At 52.8% G+C, this 19,239-nt stretch carries 13 protein-coding genes; 11 read left to right on the top strand and 2 right to left on the bottom strand.

Annotated features, from left to right (window positions below; genetic code table 11):
- Positions 1-76: 76 nt before the first annotated feature.
- The 5 genes from FYJ84_RS08945 (at position 77) to FYJ84_RS08925 (ending at position 5,773) form a co-directional block, all read left to right on the top strand.
- Positions 77-409: a hypothetical protein gene (locus FYJ84_RS08945; RefSeq protein WP_154407263.1), complete on the top strand. Its 333-nt coding sequence runs from the start codon at positions 77-79 to the stop codon at positions 407-409.
- 93 nt (positions 410-502) lie between these two features.
- Complete coding sequence (locus FYJ84_RS08940) at positions 503-2,170, top strand: glycoside hydrolase family 13 protein (protein WP_154407262.1); 1,668 nt, start codon at positions 503-505, stop codon at positions 2,168-2,170.
- A gap of 238 nt (positions 2,171-2,408) precedes the next feature.
- Positions 2,409-3,293: a LysR family transcriptional regulator gene (locus FYJ84_RS08935; protein WP_154407261.1), complete on the top strand. Its 885-nt coding sequence runs from the start codon at positions 2,409-2,411 to the stop codon at positions 3,291-3,293.
- A 103-nt stretch (positions 3,294-3,396) separates the two neighbouring features.
- Positions 3,397-4,113 carry a response regulator transcription factor gene (locus tag FYJ84_RS08930; RefSeq protein ID WP_277007509.1) on the top strand — a complete coding sequence of 239 codons (717 nt, stop codon included), beginning with the start codon at positions 3,397-3,399 and terminating at the stop codon, positions 4,111-4,113.
- Positions 4,097-5,773, top strand: coding sequence for a sensor histidine kinase (locus FYJ84_RS08925; protein WP_154407260.1), 1,677 nt, complete (start codon positions 4,097-4,099; stop codon positions 5,771-5,773). The genes FYJ84_RS08930 and FYJ84_RS08925 overlap by 17 nt, the downstream gene beginning before the upstream one ends.
- 105 nt (positions 5,774-5,878) lie before the next feature.
- On the opposite strand, the gene FYJ84_RS08920 is transcribed toward FYJ84_RS08925, so the two are convergent.
- Positions 5,879-9,070: a hybrid sensor histidine kinase/response regulator gene (locus tag FYJ84_RS08920; protein WP_154407259.1), complete on the bottom strand. Its 3,192-nt coding sequence runs from the start codon at positions 9,068-9,070 to the stop codon at positions 5,879-5,881.
- A gap of 47 nt (positions 9,071-9,117) precedes the next feature.
- Entirely contained in the window at positions 9,118-9,459 is a 342-nt protein-coding gene (locus FYJ84_RS08915; RefSeq protein WP_154407258.1) for a cupin domain-containing protein, read from the bottom strand.
- A 168-nt stretch (positions 9,460-9,627) separates the two neighbouring features.
- On the opposite strand from FYJ84_RS08915, the gene FYJ84_RS08910 reads away from it, so the two are divergent.
- From FYJ84_RS08910 to FYJ84_RS08885, 6 genes are all read left to right on the top strand, one after another.
- On the top strand, positions 9,628-10,383 hold the full coding sequence (locus FYJ84_RS08910) for a YdcF family protein (protein WP_277007037.1): 756 nt from the start codon (positions 9,628-9,630) through the stop codon (positions 10,381-10,383).
- Between the two features lie 99 nt (positions 10,384-10,482).
- A complete protein-coding gene (locus FYJ84_RS08905) occupies positions 10,483-11,859 on the top strand; it encodes an MATE family efflux transporter (protein ID WP_154407257.1) in 1,377 nt (458 codons plus the stop codon).
- A gap of 164 nt (positions 11,860-12,023) precedes the next feature.
- On the top strand, positions 12,024-13,478 hold the full coding sequence (locus FYJ84_RS08900) for a glucose-6-phosphate isomerase (RefSeq protein WP_154407256.1): 1,455 nt from the start codon (positions 12,024-12,026) through the stop codon (positions 13,476-13,478).
- A gap of 393 nt (positions 13,479-13,871) precedes the next feature.
- On the top strand, positions 13,872-15,005 hold the full coding sequence (locus tag FYJ84_RS08895; RefSeq protein WP_154407255.1) for a BMP family ABC transporter substrate-binding protein: 1,134 nt from the start codon (positions 13,872-13,874) through the stop codon (positions 15,003-15,005).
- Positions 14,992-17,355, top strand: coding sequence for a bifunctional diguanylate cyclase/phosphodiesterase (locus FYJ84_RS08890; RefSeq protein WP_154407254.1), 2,364 nt, complete (start codon positions 14,992-14,994; stop codon positions 17,353-17,355). Before FYJ84_RS08895 ends, FYJ84_RS08890 begins: the two co-directional genes overlap by 14 nt.
- A gap of 144 nt (positions 17,356-17,499) precedes the next feature.
- Positions 17,500-19,176, top strand: coding sequence for a hybrid sensor histidine kinase/response regulator (locus FYJ84_RS08885; RefSeq protein WP_154407253.1), 1,677 nt, complete (start codon positions 17,500-17,502; stop codon positions 19,174-19,176).
- Positions 19,177-19,239: the final 63 nt, after the last annotated feature.

Genomic DNA, 19,239 nt, shown 5'->3' with positions numbered 1-19,239 from the left:
GAAGTTTTCTCGACAAACAACAGGGTTATACTATATAATAGTCTTGAGTATTTTGCTTGTGAAGGAGAATGACGAGATGAGTGATAAGATATATAGCGTGGCAGTCAGCTGCCGCAATTCTATCGGCTGGGTTGAGTATGACCGTGAGGCAAAGACTGTGAAGGTCTGCCTGGATGATGCGCAGGCTGTGGCTGATGCGGAGAAGTTTTTGAGCGAAAAGCATGAGATTCGTGTGCCTCATGAGACCTTGCGGGATTTTTCCGAGGTGACGGTGGACCCGCTGGCTGATGAAAAGAGCTTCCAGCTGGTGCTGACCAGGCTCTGGGAGAATACCGGCGTGCATGTTGACTGGAGCCGTCCGGTGGACTATGTGAAGGCCCATCCGCATTATCCAAAGGCAGGAGAATAATTTTTTGTTTGCTAATCCCGCATCGAGGTTTTTGGTGTGGGATTTTGTATTTTTATATTTTGCATTGTGCATTTTTGCAGGGGAGATGTGTTTATGGAGCGAAAGTGGTGGCATGACAAGGTTGCCTATCAGATTTATCCCAAGAGCTTTCTGGATGCCAATGGTGATGGTATCGGTGATTTGCGGGGGATTATCAGCAGGCTGGACTATCTGAAGGAGCTGGGGGTGGATATTGTCTGGATTTCCCCGATTTACAAGTCTCCTTTTGTGGACCAGGGCTATGATATTGCGGATTATCAGCAGATTGACCCGATTTTTGGCACTATGGCGGAGTTTGATGAGCTTTTGGCTGAGGCTCACAAGCGGGACATGTATATTGTAATGGATTTGGTTATCAATCATTGCTCTGATCAGCATGAGTGGTTTCAGAAGGCGTTGCAGGACCCGGAGGGGGAGTACGGGGATTATTTTTATTTCCGCAAGGGAAAAGATGGCCAGCCCCCTAGCAACTACCGCAGCTATTTTGGTGGCAGCACCTGGGAAAAGGTGGAGGGGACGGAGTATTATTACCTCCACATGTTTGCCAAGGAGCAGCCTGATTTGAACTGGGAAAATCCCCGGGTGCTGGAGGAGCTGTACAGCATGATTAATTGGTGGCTGGACAAGGGGCTGGACGGCTTCCGGATTGATGCCATCATCAATATCAAGAAGGATTTGGAGTTCAGGAGCTTTCCGGCGGATGGGCCGGACGGTCTGGCCGGTTGCTGGCGCATGGTGGAGTCTGTGGATGGCGTAGGCGAGATGCTGGAGGATTTGAAGCGGCATACCTTTGCTAAATATGATGCCTTCACGGTGGGCGAGGTCTTTAATATGAAGCCGGAGGAGCTGAAGGAGTTCATCGGTGAGGATGGGCATTTTTCCACCATGTTTGATTTTTCTGCCCACAAGCTGACCTATGGGGAACATGGCTGGTATGACAGCAGGCCGGTGCAGTTTGAGGATTTCCGGGCGGTTACGGTGAGGGCGCAGCTGGAGTCTCAGGAAATAGGCTTTTTGGCGAATATTATTGAGAACCACGATGAGCCAAGAGGCGTGTGCACCTATCTGCCTGAGGAATTGCAGAATGAGACCGGGGCGAAGCTCCTGGGGACGGTGAGCGTCCTTTTGCGGGGGATTCCATTTATTTTCCAGGGGCAGGAAATTGGCATGCAGAACTGCCGGATGGCGTCCATTGATGAATACGATGATATCAGCACCAAGAATGAGTATCAGCTGGCACTGAGTGCCGGGTGCAGCGTAGCGGAGGCTTTGGAGGCCTGCTATCATAGGAGCCGGGATAATGCCAGGACACCGGTGCAGTGGAGCAGTGAAAAAAATGCCGGTTTCACCTTCGGTACGCCGTGGCTGAAGGTCAATCCGAATTATCAGGAAATTAATGTGGCAGAGCAGCAGGGCAGGGAGGATTCCGTGCTGAATTATTATAAGCAGCTGCTTGCCCTGAGAAAATCCCCGGAGTGGGCGGAGGTCTTTACCTACGGCAGGTTTGTGCCTGTGCTGGAGGATGAGGAAAATATTTTTGCCTACGAGCGGAGAGGCGAGGACAAGTCTGCGCTGGTGGTTGCCAATTTCGGGCTGTCTGAAAGGGAGGTGCCGTTGCCATCCGGGGCTGGGGAAAATGTGCTTCTCAGCAATCTGGCCGATGTGAAGCTGTCAGGGGGCAGGCTGGAGCTTTTGCCTGGGCAGGTAGCTGTACTGGGGTAAAAAAGGATTTACAAATGATGTGACGTGTGGTATGATAGGTGTGACATAGGAAGTGTCGGAGTAGCTCCATGAGTTGCAAACGAAAACCCCCGGTGGGTGAGACCGGGGGTTTTATTTTATGTGATAGCAACAATATGTTTTCTATACATATTGTTGCTGTTTTTTTTTGTAAGTAGTAGAATAATGGTATAGGAAATATTAAAATATCATAATATTTGTGTATTAGCGGGGGAACAATATGGAAATAAAGGATATGCAGGCTTTTTATGCCATTGTTGAGGAAGGAAATATCAGCCATGCGGCTATCAGGCTGAGTATTGCCCAGCCTGCTCTGAGCCGTCAGATGAAGAAGCTGGAGACCAGCCTGGGGGTGCAGCTTTTTGAGCGGGGCAGCAGGAGGATACGGCTTACGGATGCGGGGCAGCTTTTGTATTCCAGGGTAAAGCACATCCTGGGCATGGTGGATGGCACCCTCAGGGAGATTACGGATATCGGCTCCGGGGTGGCAGGCACTATCAAGCTCGGGACTGTTACCAGCTCCGGTGCCATGCTGATTCCGCAGCTGGTGGCGGATTTTCATCGTGCCTATCCTATGGTGAACTTTAATATCTGGGAGAGTGATGGCGCCCGCATTTTGGAGCTGCTGGACAGCCATATCATAGAGCTGGCCATTACGAGAACCCAGGTGGACAGCAGCACCTATGAGTCCATCGTGCTGCCGGATGAGCCCCTGGTGCTTGCCATGCACAAGGATTTGTGCTGCTGCGGCGAGGACCCTGAGAGGATACATATCCATGAGCTGGCGGACAAGCCCCTTCTGGTGCCGCTGCGCTGGCATACTGGCTTTTTGGAGCAGTGCCAGAAGCACAAGTTTGAGCCCAACATCCTGAGTGTCAGTGACAGTCAGATTCAGAATATACTGTGGACTCAGATGGGTATCGGCATTTCCCTGGTGCCGTTGTCGGCACGCAGCATGGTGAACTCTGACAAGGTTATTTTCAAGCATCTGGTGGAGTCCGAGATACATACCCATACGGTGGTGGCGTGGCTGAAAAACCGCACCCTGTCCAGCAGCTGTACTCATTTCCTCAATCTGTTCCGCAAGAAGTATGTGAAGAAATAATCAGCTGCGGCATAGATATTAATGAATTGATAAATAAAATGCCAGTCTGGCGAATAAAATGATAACAAAGTGGCAATGAAATGATAAATGAGTGGATAAAGGAATGAGCGTGAAGGATATGAAGGGGCGCAAGGTACTGATTGTTGAGGACGAGAGGCGGATTGCCCGCTTTTTGCAGATGGAGCTGGAGCACGAGGGATGTACCACGGCTGTGGAGGATAACGGCAGCCGTGCCTGTGAGCGGCTTGCCCGGGAGGAATATGATATTGTCCTTTTGGATGTGATGCTGCCGGGGCTGGACGGCTTTTCTGTCTGCCGCAAGGTGCGGGAGTTTTCCCAGGTGCCGATTATTATGCTGACTGCCCGGGATGATATTGAGGACAAGGTGCAGGGGCTGGATATTGGGGCAGATGATTATCTTACCAAGCCTTTTGCCACGCCGGAGCTTCTGGCGCGTATGCGGGTGGTTCTGCGCAGGCAGGCGGCTGCCTCCGGCGGTGAGGCCGGGCAGGCCGGCGGCGAGGAAGTCTTGTCCATCAAGAGCCTGTCCATGTATATTGCCAGGCATGAGGTTATGGTGGGAAATGTGCCTGTGGAGCTGACCAAAAAGGAATATGACCTTTTGGAATACATGCTGCGCAACAAGCGCACCGTACTGAGCCGCGACCAGATTTTGTCCAATGTGTGGGGCTATGACTACATGGGGGATACCAATGTGGTGGATGTCTATATCCGCTATCTCCGGCAGAAGCTGGATGACAAATTTGGCGAGAAGTATATTCACACCATGCGGGGGGTAGGCTATGTTATCAAAGAGTAGCCGCCTGCGCTTTTTGCACAGGCTGCGGCTTTTGCGCTTGTCCCGGATGCCCAGGATGCGGATTTCCGTCAAGCTGACCTTGGTGTATGCGGTGCTGATGGTGGTGCTGCTTTTTGCTACCTGCGCCTTTACGGCAGTGGGGATTTATTATACCCAGTACCATCAGGTGGAAAGAGAGCTGTCCTTCAGTATTTTTGATGCGGTGCAGCAGCTGAAAAACAGGTTTGGCAGCGTGGAGGAGCATGTGACGGAAACTTTGCCTGTGCCGCCTCATTTTAAGCCGGAGGAACGGGAAAAGGAAAGGCAGCGGCAACAGGAAAAGCGTGAATATATGCGGCATGACAGTGTCAAGCCTGATGCGTTTTTTGGCCATGGGGCAGGAGAGGCGGTGCCAAATGGCAGCGACAAGGTGATTGTCAGCCGCAATGACCTGCGGCAGAATATGGCAGATAATATGACTTTTGGCATGGTGCCGGGGGTTTTTTTGAAGATAACTGATGCAGAGGGAGATGTGGTGTACGATACGGATGTGTTTTCTCCCTCCTTGCAGCAGCTGCAGGAGCATGTCAGGGAGCAGCCGCCCCTGTGGGCAAATCCCAACTTTCAGGTAGTGGAGATCGGCAATTTTGTGATTTACTATAAGGAAGTGCCGGTGGCTATCAACGGGGAGCACTATAGCCTGCATTTTTTCAGGACGATTACTACGGAGACCAGGCTCCTTGGGTTCATTCAGCAGATTTTGCTGGTGGAAATGGTGCTGGGGCTGGTGCTGGCGCTGTTTCTGGGGTATTTTGTCAGTCAGCGGCTGCTGCAACCTATCCGCAGCATGACGGATACGGTGAAGTCGATTGAGGTCAGCGACCTGGGAACCAGGCTGGAGGTATCCGACACCAAGGATGAGCTTTCGGAGCTGGCGGTGACCTTTAACCGCATGCTGGAGCGCATCCAGCAGGGATTTGACCAGCAGCAGCGTTTTGTGTCGGATGCTTCCCATGAGCTGAGAACCCCGGTGACGGTGATTAGGGGGTATGCGGATATGCTGAGCCGCTGGGGGAGGCATGACGAGGAAACCTTGCAGGAGGGGCTGGAGGCTATCGGCTCAGAGGCGGAAAATATGCAGGAGCTGATTGAAAAGCTTTTGTTCCTGGCCCGTGCCGACCAGAAACGGCAGATTTTGCACAAGGAGCTTCTGGATATGCAGGCACTGGTGGGAGATGTATTCAGGAAGATGCAGATGGCAGTTGGCAGCCATCATTTGCAGCTTTTGGCAAATGAGCCTGCCATGGTGCTGGCTGACAAGGTGACAATGCGGCAGATGCTGCGGATTTTTCTGGAAAATGCGGTGAAGTATACTCCGGCAGGGGGCGTTATCCGCCTGTCCTCCAGCCGCTGCCCTGAGAATGCAGGCTGCCTGGAGCTGATGATTGAGGATACCGGCATAGGCATTGCTGAGGAGGAGCAGGAGAAGATTTTCCAGCGGTTTTACCGGGTGGACAGCTCACGCACCAAGGAGGCTGGCCAGCCGGGAGGCACGGGGTTAGGGCTGTCTATTGCCAAGTGGATTGCCGACCGGCACGGGATAAAAATCCGGGTGGAGAGCCAGCCGGGGGCAGGTACCAGGTTTACGTTAAAAATTCCCCTACAGGTGGTACGGTTATAATTTTGGAAACCAAAAGCACGTAACAGATGCTGCATCTGTTACGTGCTTTTGTAGTAAGGTGATACATCTACGAAAGTGCTTGTCGTTCAACTCCATCGCTCCGCATCAGCAGAACCTTGCAATCTCCGCATACAGTTTATCAGGATTTATCGGCTTGCTCACATGGCTATTCATCCCATGCTCAAGACACTTCTTGATATCCTCCTCATAAGCATCCGCAGTCATGGCGATAATAGGAATCGTCGCTCCATCATGATGATGGGAACGGCGTATCTTATCCGTAGCCTGATACCCGTTCATAATAGGCATGCGTATATCCATCAGTATCAGCTGATATGTCCCTTCCGGCGCATTCTCAAAAGTATTAACCGCTTCCACGCCATTATTGGCAACATCCAAGGCAGCTCCTTTGCTTTGCAGCAGCATGGCAGCGATCTCCTGATTGAGAAGATTATCCTCTGCCAGCAGCACATGGAGATGCTTAAAGTCAAATTCCTTTACATCCTTGCACCAGTTTTCCTCAGCCTCAAGGCTTTCCTCCAGCAGGATATGCAGCTCAAAGGTAGTCCCCTTGCCCAGCTGGCTCTCCACGGAGATGGTGCCGCCCAGCATGTCGATATACTTCTTCACGATGGAAAGCCCCAGCCCGGTGCCATTGGGATTCTGCACCTCCTGGGATTCCTCCTGGGAGAAGGCATCATAAAGCTTTGGCAGGAACTTGGCACTCATGCCGATGCCGGTATCCGCAACAATAAATTTCACCCATTTCTGGTTTGGCGATTTTACCTGGGCGATTTCACTCTCGGTCATGCTGTCTGCCTCCAGCAGGCTGGCACTAAACATGATAGAGCCTCCCGGCTTGGTAAACTTCACCGCATTGCTCAGAAGGTTCAAAAGGATTTCCTGCAGCTTCAGCTTGTCAGAGATGATATTGCGCGGCAGCCTGTCATCCGTCATGTCAATATCCAGCCGTATCTGCCGTTCCGATGCCGCCATGGATACGCTGGTGAGGATTTCGTCTATCATGTCCCTGGCAGCAATCCACTCCCGGCTTATCTTCACCTTGCCGCTCTCAATGCGCGTAAGATTCAGGGTATCGTTAATAAGGGACAGCAGCAGCTCCCCGGAATGCTTGATTTTTTTCAGATACTCCGTCCTCTGGCTCTCATCCTCCGTGTCCAGGGCAAAATTGGTAAAGGAAAGAATTCCGTTCAGCGGCGTGCGCATATCATGGCTGATGCCGGACAGGAAGATGGACTTGGATTCATTTGCCTTGTCCGCCTCCATGATAGCCTGCTCCAGCTCCTCCAGATGGCGGCGTTCCGCCAGGTACTGCCTGGTGATATCGCTCTGGATGATAAAGATGCTGGTCCTGGTCTTGTCCAGGTAGAAGGCCTGCATCCTCTTGCGGCAGTCTTCACCTGCATCGTTGCGGAAGTCGTAGGAGACGTCATACATAGACACATAATCCAGCTTGTCCACGATGCAGTCCAGGGACATCTGGCTGAAAAGCTCCTCCGCCTTTGCCTTTTCCGGATATGCCTCCAGGATGGAGCGGTACAATTCCTCGTCATAAAACAGGGGCCTGTCAGGGGTATTTTCAATCACGCCTGTTTCCTTGCTGAAAAAGGTCATGGTGCCCGTAAGGTTGTTGACAATAGCCACCTTGGTATAGCCCAGCTCCGTCAGCTTGTCGGAAATAATATAGTTGATGAATTTGTTGGTAATATCATAGAAATAGACAAAACACTCGATGTGGCCCGTTTTGCCGGTAAAAATGCTCACGTTGCACTCCACCATAATCGGGGACAGGTCATCGCAGTGGCGCCGGTACTCGATGCTGAAATCCCTGTCCCTGGTTACATACCTGTGCATCAGGTTGTCCAGGCTCATCTCCCTGGCAACCATGTCCTTTTCATCCGGGGAGATGACCAGGTTATGGAGCACCTCCATGGAGGCGGTATAGCTCATGCCGGTACAAAGCTTCAGGGCGTGAGGGGAGTTTGCCACATAGTCCAGCAGCTTGTTGTCTATCAGGTCAAAATGGCACTTGGATAAAAGGTTGGTGTTGACGGCGGTGTGCAGCATCTGCAGCTCCTTGTCATACTGCTGCTGACGGAGCTTTTCTGACGTGATATCCATGCCTACGCCGTAGGCATCAGTAGGGGCGTCATTGCTGTCACTTTGGGGCAGGGTATAGATAAGCCGCTCCCAGTGAGGCGGCTGTCCCGGGAACTGCTTGAACTTCACGTCGCAGGTGGCGGACTTGCCGGCCCTGACAGCCTGGTTCATGCGGCGGAAGTCCTCCAGGCTTTCTGCTGCAATATTGTGCTCAAAGCTCTTTGGGGCGCCAAAAAGCTTCTGGGGCAGGGCATGCTTCTGCTGGATATGGGCGGATACCTTGTTTTCCAGGAACTCCATGATGCCGTTGACCATATCGTAGTGCCATACCACCAGCCCGGCACCGGTGGCGACCTCATGGTACGCCTTCTGGGATTCGGCCAGGGCCTGCTCGCTGCGCTTCTCGGCGTTGATATCCGTCAGCACCATGTACACCAGGGCGGTGTTCTCATCATGCTGCACATACTTTACTCTTGCCTGCAGCCAGATAAAATTCTGCATGCCCTTCGGGTAAAAGCGGCAGTTGCAGGTTACGGAGGGAGCACCCTCTGCCATCCTTTTCATGGCATAGGAAATCTGCCATGCATCTTCGGGATGCAGGCAGGCCTTGATGGCTGATTCCGCACTGTCTGCCTTGGCAATGTCTTCCTCGGTCAGGTTCAGCATTTCCAGCAGGGCAGGATTTGCCTGTACCAGCTGGTAGGCCTGGCTGCCTGTCTGCCACTTGTACACGCAGATGCCGGAAGGCACATTGAACAGGATTTCCCTCAGCTGGCTGATCATGTCCTGCTGGGCGCATTTTTCGGTGATGTCTTCGATGGTGCCGATGATGCCCACCACTTCCTCACCGATGATCAGCGGCGCCTTGCTGACGATAACATCCCTGGCCCTGCCGCTGGCATCCGGCAGCTTGCCGGTGACATGCTTTTCCGTTTTGCCTGCGAGAATTTCGGCATCATCAACCAGGGGAGGATACTGGGAGGTTACGGCTCCCAGCTCCTCTACTGTATGGCCGATGAGCTCGTCCAGGGTGAGTCCCATAAAATCCAGCTGTGCCTTGTTGGCTCCCATAAAACGGGAATCCATGTCCTTCCAGAAGATGTTGACACCGGCACTGTCCAGGATTTTCTGGTAAAGATTATTCAGCTGCAGGTCAGATGGGTTGAATTTGTCCATGCAATATACCTCGTAAATTCTGCTGGTCCTCTATGCCCTGCGGGGGATTAGAGGCTCTTGCTAATCAGGGCGATGAACACCAGGTCCTCAGTGCCGCAGTTCTCGATGCTGTGCCCTTCGCCGTCCGGGCAGAAGGTGGTGGTGCCCACGCCGATTTTCATTTCCTTGCCGTTGTCGCTGTAGAGGGCCTCTCCCTGCAGGATGTGGTAGGTCTCGGTGTTGCCGTGATGCTCGTGGTAGCCGATGGAGCAGCCTGCCGGGATGGTAACCCTGGCAAACATGTCGTTGCCCCCCAGCTGCTCAGAGCCGAGAATGTGGCAGATGGTGATTTCACCCTTGCCGTTTGCCTTGTTCTGTGCCTTGATTTCGTTTGCTGGAATTAATGCCATGATAATCTCTCCTTTTTAATTCTTTTCTTACATTCTTCATACATTATGGTATAATAATAAATAATTCTACCAAAAAAGTAAAAATCCTGCAAAGAGAATGATTTTTTAGGGAATTTTGAGTGGATTTTACCAAAATTTGATGTGCGTTATGCTTATGGAGGTATTTTTGTGATTTATCTGTTGAAATTCGGTGCCAGTTTCGTGCTGCCGCCGGGGATTTTTTTTGTCTGCTTCTGGCTTTTGTCATTTTATTTGTGGCGCAGGCGGGAGGTAAGGGCGGCTGTTGCGCTTTTCCTGGTGACGGGGATTTTTTATCTCATGTCCACCCAGCTGGTATCCTCCATGCTGATGGGCAGCCTGGAGCGATCCTATGAGCAGCCTGCGGCGCCGGCCGGGGATGTGATTGTGATGCTGGGGGGCGGTGCTACTGCCGATACCCCCAACATGGGAGAACTGGGCAATGTGTGTGCCGCTCCTGCCAGCCGCCTGCTGGCTGCGGCGGAGCTCTACAGCAGGCTCCATGTGCCGGTGCTGGTGTCCGGGGGGCAGGTCTATGAAGACAGCGGCCCTGAGGCGGTGATTGCCAGGCGTGAGCTGATGCGGCTGGGGGTGCCGGAGGCGGATATCCTGCTGGAGCCGGACAGCCTGAACACCCGGCAGAATGCGGTCTTCAGCGGCCGCATCATGAAGGAGAGGGGGCTTGCGCGGCCTGTGCTGGTGACCTCCGCCTTTCACATGGAGCGGTCGGTGCTGAACTTTGAGAAGGAGGGCTTTCAGGTGACAGCCTATCCTACGGATTACCGCACCAACCGCCGTCAGGTTTTTCATTACAACAAGCTGATGCCTTCCTCTGCTGCCCTGGATGACAGCGTGATTGTCCTCCGGGAAAAGCTCCGCTACCTGGTGACCAGGTATCTGGAATAGCGCGGAGGCCGGGGGTGAGGCTTGGCGATAGGAGATATGGGGAGATAGCTTTCTGGATATGGCTTGATAAGATGTGGTTTGATAAATAGGGGGAATATGATGGCAGAAAATGCAAATAATAATACCAAGGACATGACTGAGGGCAGTCCTGCCAGGCTGATTTTGTTTTTTACCCTGCCCTTGATTGCCGGCAATATTTTCCAGCAGCTGTATGGCTTCGTGGATACCTTGATTGTAGGGCGGTTCCTGGGGGTGGAAGCCCTGGCTGCGGTGGGCTGCACCGGCTGCCTGATGTTTCTTTTGGTGGGCTGCATCATGGGCATGACAGCCGGGCTGACCATTATTACAGGGCAGCGTTTCGGTGCCAGGGACTATGAGGGGGTGCGGCGCAGTGCCGCCGCCTGCGTGGTGCTGACTATGGCTGTCAGCTTCGTGACGGCTTTTATCGGAGCTTATTTTGCCCGGGATATCCTGGTGCTGATGGATACGCCGCCGGATATTCTTGATGGGGCGGAGGCATTTATTTCCATCGTGGTGGGGGGCTCGCCCCTGTTCAGCGTTTTTATTGTGGGGGCAAATCTGCTGAGGGCCCTGGGTGACAGCCGCCATCCCACCATGTTTCTGGCCACGTCCCTGTGCATCAATATCCTGCTGGAGCCGCTTTTTTTGCTGGTCTTTGAGTGGGGCATTCCGGGGGCGGCAGAGGCCATGATCGTCTCTCAGGCACTGGGAGGGCTGATTGTATGGCTCTACATCTGGCGGAAGGTGCCGGCACTGAGGATTCAGGCGGGGGACTGGCGGCTGGACAGGGAGTTTCTCTGGCAGCATCTCCGGGTAGGGCTGCCTATGGCCTTTCAGACCTCCATCATAGCCATCGGCGCCGTCATATTGCAGGTGGCACTGAACGGGCTGGGGCCTGTGGCGGTGGCTTCCTATGCGGCGGCACAGAAGGTGGAGACCATTGCCCTGATGCCCATGATGTCCTTCGGCATGGCTATGGCAGCCTATACGGCACAGAATTATGGTGCCAGGAAGCTGGGGCGCATCAAGAAGGGCGTGAACCAGTGCATCATGATGTCAGGCACGTTCAGTATTCTGGTGGGGATTTTCAATATTGTCTTCGGTTCCCAGCTGATGTTTTTGTTTGTAGGGGATGCGGAGCCTCAGGTAATCGACTATGGGCAGGTGTATCTGACTACCACCGGTGTCTGCTATTGGATTCTTGCCCTGCTGTTTATCTACAGGAGCACCCTGCAGGGGCTGGGCAAGAGCTTTGTGCCTACCTTTGCCGGTATTATGGAGCTGGTGATGCGTGCCGCAGCAGCCATCTGGCTGGTGCAGCTGCTGGGCTTCTGGGGAGCATCCATGGCCAGCCCTGCCGCCTGGATTGGTTCCTGCGTGCCGTTGGCAATTGCCTATTATTATACCCTGCGGCAGATGAAGCAGGAGGCACGGGAGATTCTCAGTGCCAAATGAGCCTGTCGAGGATGAGGATTTTTTGTAAAATGATGCAATTGGTGCAAATTTTTATGCAATTGCATTTTTGTTGCGTAAACAGGAAAAATAGCTACCAATGTCCGATAAAAACGAGTATAATAGATAATGTAATCTAGTGTGATTTCCATAGGGAGGTAATCTTAATGAGTTTAACTTTGAAATCCGGCTTTTCCTTTGACTATGACAATCTGGTAGGCGAAGGCAAGGTAACCAAGGCTGATGTGGAGGCTTTGTCTGACAAGATCAAGGCTGCTACCGAGGCTATCAAGGTCATGAGGAAGGACGGTATTATCCGTGGCCATCTTTCCAAGGATGGCACCCCTGAGAAGGTTTATTTCTCCCAGCTGCCATATGTTGAGGAAGGCCATCTGAACAACCCTGCCTCCATGGCACATCTGCAGGAGCTGACCGACTCCGTGAGAAACCGCGTTGATGCAGTGGTGTCCCTGGGCATTGGCGGTTCCTACCTGGGCGACAAGGTAATCTTTGACGTGCAGTGCGGCGAGTTCTGGAACTCCATGAGCACTGAGGAGCGTGACGGCCTGCCGCAGATTTATTTCAGCGGCCAGAATATCGACCCGAGAAGGACCGGCGATATCATCCGCCAGCTGGCCAGGAGCGCCAAGGTATGCCTGAGCCACAAGAAGCGCAAGTTTGTGGTAAGCCTGATGGTTATTTCCAAGTCCGGCGGCACCCTGGATACCATGTCCAACTTCATGGTTATCTATGATGCCCTGAAGCAGAATCCTGATATCGAGGTTGAGGTTGTGGCTGTTACCGATCCTAATGAGGAGAAGCCAACCCTGTTGAAGAAGCTGGCTATGGATAACAACTGGCCACAGTACAGTGTTCCGGATGGCGTAGGCGGCCGTTTCTCCATCTTCTGCGATGTAGGACTGGTGCTGGCTGCTGTCTGCGGTTTTGATATCAAGGCATTCCTGAACGGTGCCAAGGATATGGATCAGGCCTGCCTGGGTGATGATGTATGGGAGAACCCTGCCCTGCTGAATGCAGTGCTGAAATTCATCGCTGCTGAGAAGTATGGCCGTGATATGGAGGTTATGATGCCTTATGGTGACTACCTGAAGTCCGTATCTGAGTGGTACATCCAGCTTCTGGCTGAGTCCCTGGGCAAGTCCGTTGACCGTGAGGGCAACGAGGTGTTCTACGGCAGAACCCCTATCGTGGCTGTTGGTACTACCGACATGCATGCCCAGACCCAGCAGCATCAGGAAGGCAAGCTGAACAAGGTGGTTCAGTTTATCCGGGTTGAGAACTGGGATGAGGATTATGTAATCCCTAACGTGTTCCCTGAGGCTCAGAAGCTGGCTGATATTTCCGGCGTAAAGATGAGCCAGGCACTGGAGGTGGCACGGGAGTCCAACGCCAAGGCACTGGCTTCCAACAACCGCTTCAACGCCCTGTTCTCCCTGCCGAAGCTGGATGCCTACAATCTGGGACAGCTTCTCTACATGCTGGCACTTTCCATTGCCTACGAGGGCGAGCTGGCCGATGTGGATGCCTTCAACCAGCCTGGTGTAGAGGCATACAAGCGTATCATGGGCCCTAGCCTCCAGGAGGTAAAGGCAAAGGGCTGATAAGCTTTCCGGGGCGCCCGGAGCTTTTTAGCCGGGGATTGCCCTTTGAGGCAGTGCTTTTTGTGTAGTGTTTTTGATACCTTTTTTTGAGTGAAGCTCCGTCTGCCCTGTGACCGTCAGGTCGCAGGACAGACGGATTTTTTGTTGCAAAAAAGTATTATATCCGCAAATTGTGGACAGGATTTCCTAAATAGATAATACGTTTTGTAAATGACGCAGGCAAATGTATACAGAAGCTTGTGTAGTAAAGTTGTGTAAAAAAATAGTGCAAATTTCGCATGAATTTTATATAATTGAACAAGAAGTCATAAAAATAGCTTCAAAAAAGATACAAAATTTCTGTTTTGCTAGAAGCTTTTAGGATGAAACAATAATCGCGAGGAGGGATGTCTTATGGAGAAGGGATGGCTGCAAAAGCAGCTTGGGATTATTATTGGCGTGGTGGCATGTGTATGTGTTTTTGCTTTGCTGCATTACGATTCCGTGCTGGATACGGAAAAGGTGGACGTGGACAAGCGGCTGTATCATGTGGGAGTTATTCTGGACAGCAGCATTATGGACAGAGGCTGGAACCAGGCTCATTATGAGGGCTTTCTGGCGGCTACCCAGGAGCTGGGGGTGCAGATCCACTACAAGGATTATATCAGTGATGACCAGGTGGAGCAGGCCGGGGAGGAGCTGATTGCGGAAGGCTGCCGGGAGATTTTTGGCACCAGCTTTGGTTATACGGATGGCATGAAGGCATTGGCGGAAAAGCATCCCGATATCTATTTTTTCCATGGCTCCGGCGTGGAGACAATGGAGAATATGTCTACCTATTTTGGCAGGATGTATCAGGCACGCTATCTCAGCGGCGTGGTGGCAGGCCTTTGCACCAAGACCAATCATGTGGGTTATGTGGCGGCTATTCCCATCGTGGAGGTTATCAGGGGGATTAATGCCTTTACACTGGGGGTGCGCAGCGTCAACCCGGAGGCGGTGGTGCATGTGCGCTGGTCAGGCAGCTGGGATGACAGCGAGAAGGAAAAGGCTGTGGCAAACAAGCTGCTGGATGAGTTCCCTATTGATTTGATTACTTACCATCAAAACAGCGATGTTATTTCCTTTGAGGCTGCCAAGCGGGGCATAAGGAGCGTGGGCTATCACTATGACAACGTAGGGGAGCATAATGGCAGCATGGTGACGGCAGCGGTGTGGAACTGGAAAAAGCTCTATATCAAGCTGATTAAGGACTGCATTGATGGCAGGTTCCATAGCCGTCAGTACTATCTGGGCATGGATGACCAGGTGGTGGATATTGCCCCTGTATTTGACGGGGTGCTGAATGAGGAACAGAAGCAGGTGGTGCAGTCTGCCCGTCAGCGGCTGGCAGAGGGAAACTGGGATGTTTTTTACGGCCCGGTCTACGACCAGAGCGGCACCCGCAGGATCCGGGATGGGGAAACCCTTTCCGACAAGGGGCTGCTGCATGATATGAACTGGCTGGTACAGGGAACGGAAGGGAAGATTGGTGATGGCAATGAATAAAAAGAGCAAGCGGCGCCTTGTGGCAATGCAGCGCATACTGATTGCAGGTATTTTGCTGTTTTCTGTTTCCCTAAGCGTTATCCTGATGTTCCGGGACAGGCTTTCTTTGCTTTTGGTATCCAATGTCCAGACGGAGCTTTTGGATATTACCCGCCAGAACAGCATGTATGTGGACAGAAAGATTGCAGGCATCTTTTCCAGCATGGAGTATGTGGCAAGGGATCTGGCCTGGAGCAGGGACGGTACTGCCCGGAGGGTGCGCTACCTGACGGAGGTAAATAATTTTACCCGGGTAGGTGCGGTGGATATCTATGGCCGCGGCCTGGAAGGACCTGATATCAGGATGACGGATTTTCCGGGCATAAAGCTTTCTCTGCGGGGGGAGAGAAAGGTTGTCTATACCAAGAGGACGGCCTTTGACAATCTGAATGCCATGGTGTTTTCCGTGCCGATTCAGATGCAAGGCTTCATCATGGGCAGCGTCTACGGTATTCTTGATGTGAATGCCCTGAAAACCATGTTCAACTTTAGTGCTTTTGACGGCAATGATGAGAGCTTTATCATTGATGCCGAGGGCAGAATGTTCGTACAGGCCCGGAAGTGGGAGCTGGCAAGGTATATGGACAGCTATCTGGCAGGCTGGCAGCAGCCTGATGCGGCTCCGGAGCTGGTGAGACTTTATACCAAGGTGCGTCAGAACCGGTACGGTGTTGAGCGTATTACAATGCCGGACAGCACCCAGTATTACCTGGCATGCCGTCCCCTTTCCTCGGTCAGCGATCTGTATGTGCTGGATGTGATTCCCACTTATGTGGTACAGGAAAGGATTACCGGCATCCTGAATTCCGTGACGTTTATCCTGGGGATAATGCTGCTCCTGCTTTTGGGCGGCTACGGCTATTCCGAGTGGCGGCAGCTGAAGTCCCAGGAGAGGATATACGACCTGGCGTATTCGGACGCCCTGACAGGGCTGGGCAACCTGGAAAAGTATAAGCTTAACATGCTGGAGCTGGTGCGGAAGAATCAGCTGAAGGCGCTGGCTGTGATTGTAGTGAATATCCGGGGCATGAAGGCGATTAATGATTTTATGGGCTACAAGTTCGGCAACACTGTGCTGCAGCTGGTGGCGGACAAGCTGAAGGCTGGCTGCCGGGAGGGTGAGTCCGGCTACCGGGGCAACAGCGATATGTTCTACCTGATGTGGCGGGGCTGTGACCGGGGGGAGCTGGAAAGGCGGCTCCGGGAGCTGTTGGATGGGATTACGGAGGTATATGCCCATAAGGAGGGCAGCAGGCTGTACCTGACTGCAGGCGTGTACATTGTCCGGCTGGAGGACTTTGTCAGCGAGGAGGAAAAGCGCAAGCAGGAGATTGCCAGTGCCGTGGAGGGACAGCTGAATATCAATGCCATGCCGGTGGAATATGGCGGCATGGCACTGGATGTGGACGAAAGCTGGCCGATGGATGTGGCAGGTAATGCCCGGCTGGCAGGGAAGCAGATTGTGCAGCAGAACTGCAATGCCGTCAGCTTCTTTGATGAGAAGGTGGTCAAGAAGATGAAGCAGGAGAAGGCTCTGGAGGATGGCTTCCAGGCGGCTATGCAGAACGGCGAGTTCGTGGTGTATTTCCAGCCCAAGTACGATGTCAGGGGCGCGAGCCCTGTGCTGAGCGGTGCGGAGGCACTGGTGCGCTGGATCAGCCCGGAGCATGGCTTTTTGCCGCCGTATATCTTCCTGCCCCTCTTTGAGCGGGATGGTAATCTGGAGACTCTTGACCGTCATGTGTTTGAGCTGGTGTGCCGCCAGCTGGCGGCATGGCGCCAGGAGGGGCGGCAGCTGGTGCCTGTGTCCGTAAATGTGTCCCGGCGCAATATCGCCCAGGGACGGCGCTTTGTGGACGAAATGGAGCGTACCATGGCCAAGTACGGCATCGACAAGGAGCTGATTGAGCTGGAAGTGCTGGAAAACGATGCTTCCGTGGATGAGGATACGCTGATTACCTTCCTGCGTGCCATCAAGTCCAGCGGCTTCAGGATTGCCATGGACGATTTTGGCAGCGGCTATTCCTCCCTGGGGCTTCTGTACGGCATGCCTATTGACTGCCTGAAGCTGGACAAGGGGCTCTTTGACGGCTGGCAGGAGGATATGCCTGACAGTGATACCAGCCTGGTGCGTCACATTATCCAGGTGGCTCACGAGACCGGCCGCGTGGTGGTGGCAGAGGGCATTGAGCAGAAGTATCAGGTGGAGCTTCTGCGCAGGTTCCAGTGCGACTACATTCAGGGATATTATTTCTGCAAGCCTATACCGGCAGATGAGTTTGCTGAATTCATGGAAAAGGAAAGATTATAAGCAGGCAATCCGTACAGTGAGCACAGAACATCAGACGAGGAATATCGAAGCTGATGCTCTGATACTGCGAGAAAGCTGTATTGCTATAGCTTTGATGGATAGATGCCGGTTCGGGGAGTTCCGGCAGAAAGGTAAAACACTATTATGGGGAATCTGGACAACCTGGAAGCGTTTAACGAGATGGACAGGGGCAGCGTGGACAAGCAGAGAAAGCTCATCCGTGCCTTGACTATGCCTTACGAGACGGTGTATGGCGTCAGCATGGATACGGGGCTTTGCACCTGCTATCGCATGAGCGAGTCCATGAATGAGTTTTATGATGATGTGAATATTGAGAGCGATTATGAGGAGAATATCAGAAGGTATGTGGGCAAGGATGTACTGGATGAGGATAAGTGCCTCTTTGATGATATCTGCTCTATCCGCCAGGTCAAGCGGATTTTTTTCCGCAAGCAGATGCACTATATCAACTACCGTGTGCTGCGAAACGGCAGGATAAGGTATCTGCAGTGCCTGCTGGTGAAGCCTGATAACGAGGAAAATGAGTTTGCGGTGGCTTTCAAGGACATCAATGAGGAAAAGAAGCTGGAGATTGCCCAGCAGCAGCGGATTGAGGAAGCCGTGGAGGAGGCCCGCCGTGCCAACAGGGCCAAGACGGTGTTCCTGTCCAATATGTCCCATGATATCCGTACCCCCATGAACGGCATTATCGGCATGACGGCGATTGCCGCCAGCCATGTGGATGACAGGGAGCGGGTGCTGGACAGCCTGAAGAAAATAAGCATGGCCAGCAAGCATCTCCTGAACCTGATCAATGAGGTGCTGGACATGAGCAAGATTGAGTCCGGCAAGGTGGAGCTGAAGGATGAGCCCTTTAACCTGGCGGAGCTGGTGGACAGCCTTGTGTCCATGATGAATCCCCAGATTGAGGCACGCAGCCATACCCTGGAGCTGCAGGTGGAGAAGCTGGAGCACAGGCATGTGATAGGTGACAGCCTGCGGCTGCAGCAGGTGTTTACCAACCTGATGGGCAACAGCGTAAAGTATACGCCGGACGGAGGCATGCTGAAGCTTGCCGTGTCGGAAAAGTCCTGCGATAGGGCGGGCCGCGGCTGCTATGAGTTCGTGTTCGAGGACAACGGCATGGGCATGAGCGAGGAATACGTCAAGCGGATTTTTGAGCCCTTCAGCCGGGCGGAAGACCAACGGGTTGACAAGATTCAGGGGACAGGCCTGGGCATGGCCATTACCCACAGCATCGTGCAGATGATGGACGGGGATATCCAGGTGGAGAGCCGCCTGGGAAAAGGCTCGCGCTTTACGGTGACGGTGTATCTGAAGCTGCAGGAAAATGGTGCCGGTGATGAGGGCACAAATGGCACAGGCATGGATTCCTCAGGTGGCGATGAGTCCCTGGCAGGGATTGAGAGCCTTGACTTTTCCGGGCGGCGTGCCCTGCTGGTGGAGGATAATGAGCTGAACCGGGAGATTGCCATGGAGATTTTGAAGACTACGGGGCTGGCCGTGGAGGAAGCCGTTGATGGCAAGGAGGCTGTGCAGCAGGTGTCCCAGCATGAGGATGGGTATTATGATATTATCTTCATGGATGTGAGGATGCCGCGGATGAACGGATATGATGCTACCTGCGCCATCAGGGCTATGGGGCTGCCTTATTGCAAGACGGTGCCCATTGTGGCTATGACGGCGGATGCCTTTGCGGAGGATGTGCGGGCGGCGAAAAATGCCGGCATGAATGAGCATGTGTCCAAGCCGCTGAATTTTAAGCATCTGGGCATGGTTATGAGGAAGTTGCTTAAATGAGTATGAATTAATATATATATATTAATATATATATCTATACTAATATTAATTGTGCAAAAATTC

The organism is Anaerovibrio slackiae, from assembly GCF_009695585.1.
Taxonomy (GTDB): Bacteria; Bacillota; Negativicutes; order Selenomonadales; family Selenomonadaceae; genus Anaerovibrio; species Anaerovibrio slackiae.
This window is presented reverse-complemented; position numbering and strand designations above follow the sequence as displayed.

Bases quoted from the DNA above. Each gene is read 5' to 3' on its own strand.
- FYJ84_RS08920 (WP_154407259.1), bottom strand. From the start codon at position 9,070: ATGGACAAATTCAACCCATCTGACCTGCAGCTGAATAATCTTTACCAG.
- FYJ84_RS08945 (WP_154407263.1), top strand. From the start codon at position 77: ATGAGTGATAAGATATATAGCGTGGCAGTCAGCTGCCGCAATTCTATC.
- FYJ84_RS08885 (WP_154407253.1), top strand. From the start codon at position 17,500: ATGGGGAATCTGGACAACCTGGAAGCGTTTAACGAGATGGACAGGGGC.
- FYJ84_RS08935 (WP_154407261.1), top strand. From the start codon at position 2,409: ATGGAAATAAAGGATATGCAGGCTTTTTATGCCATTGTTGAGGAAGGA.
- FYJ84_RS08915 (WP_154407258.1), bottom strand. From the start codon at position 9,459: ATGGCATTAATTCCAGCAAACGAAATCAAGGCACAGAACAAGGCAAAC.
- FYJ84_RS08900 (WP_154407256.1), top strand. From the start codon at position 12,024: ATGAGTTTAACTTTGAAATCCGGCTTTTCCTTTGACTATGACAATCTG.
- FYJ84_RS08930 (WP_277007509.1), top strand. From the start codon at position 3,397: ATGAGCGTGAAGGATATGAAGGGGCGCAAGGTACTGATTGTTGAGGAC.
- FYJ84_RS08890 (WP_154407254.1), top strand. From the start codon at position 14,992: ATGGCAATGAATAAAAAGAGCAAGCGGCGCCTTGTGGCAATGCAGCGC.
- FYJ84_RS08940 (WP_154407262.1), top strand. From the start codon at position 503: ATGGAGCGAAAGTGGTGGCATGACAAGGTTGCCTATCAGATTTATCCC.
- FYJ84_RS08895 (WP_154407255.1), top strand. From the start codon at position 13,872: ATGGAGAAGGGATGGCTGCAAAAGCAGCTTGGGATTATTATTGGCGTG.
- FYJ84_RS08905 (WP_154407257.1), top strand. From the start codon at position 10,483: ATGGCAGAAAATGCAAATAATAATACCAAGGACATGACTGAGGGCAGT.
- FYJ84_RS08925 (WP_154407260.1), top strand. From the start codon at position 4,097: ATGTTATCAAAGAGTAGCCGCCTGCGCTTTTTGCACAGGCTGCGGCTT.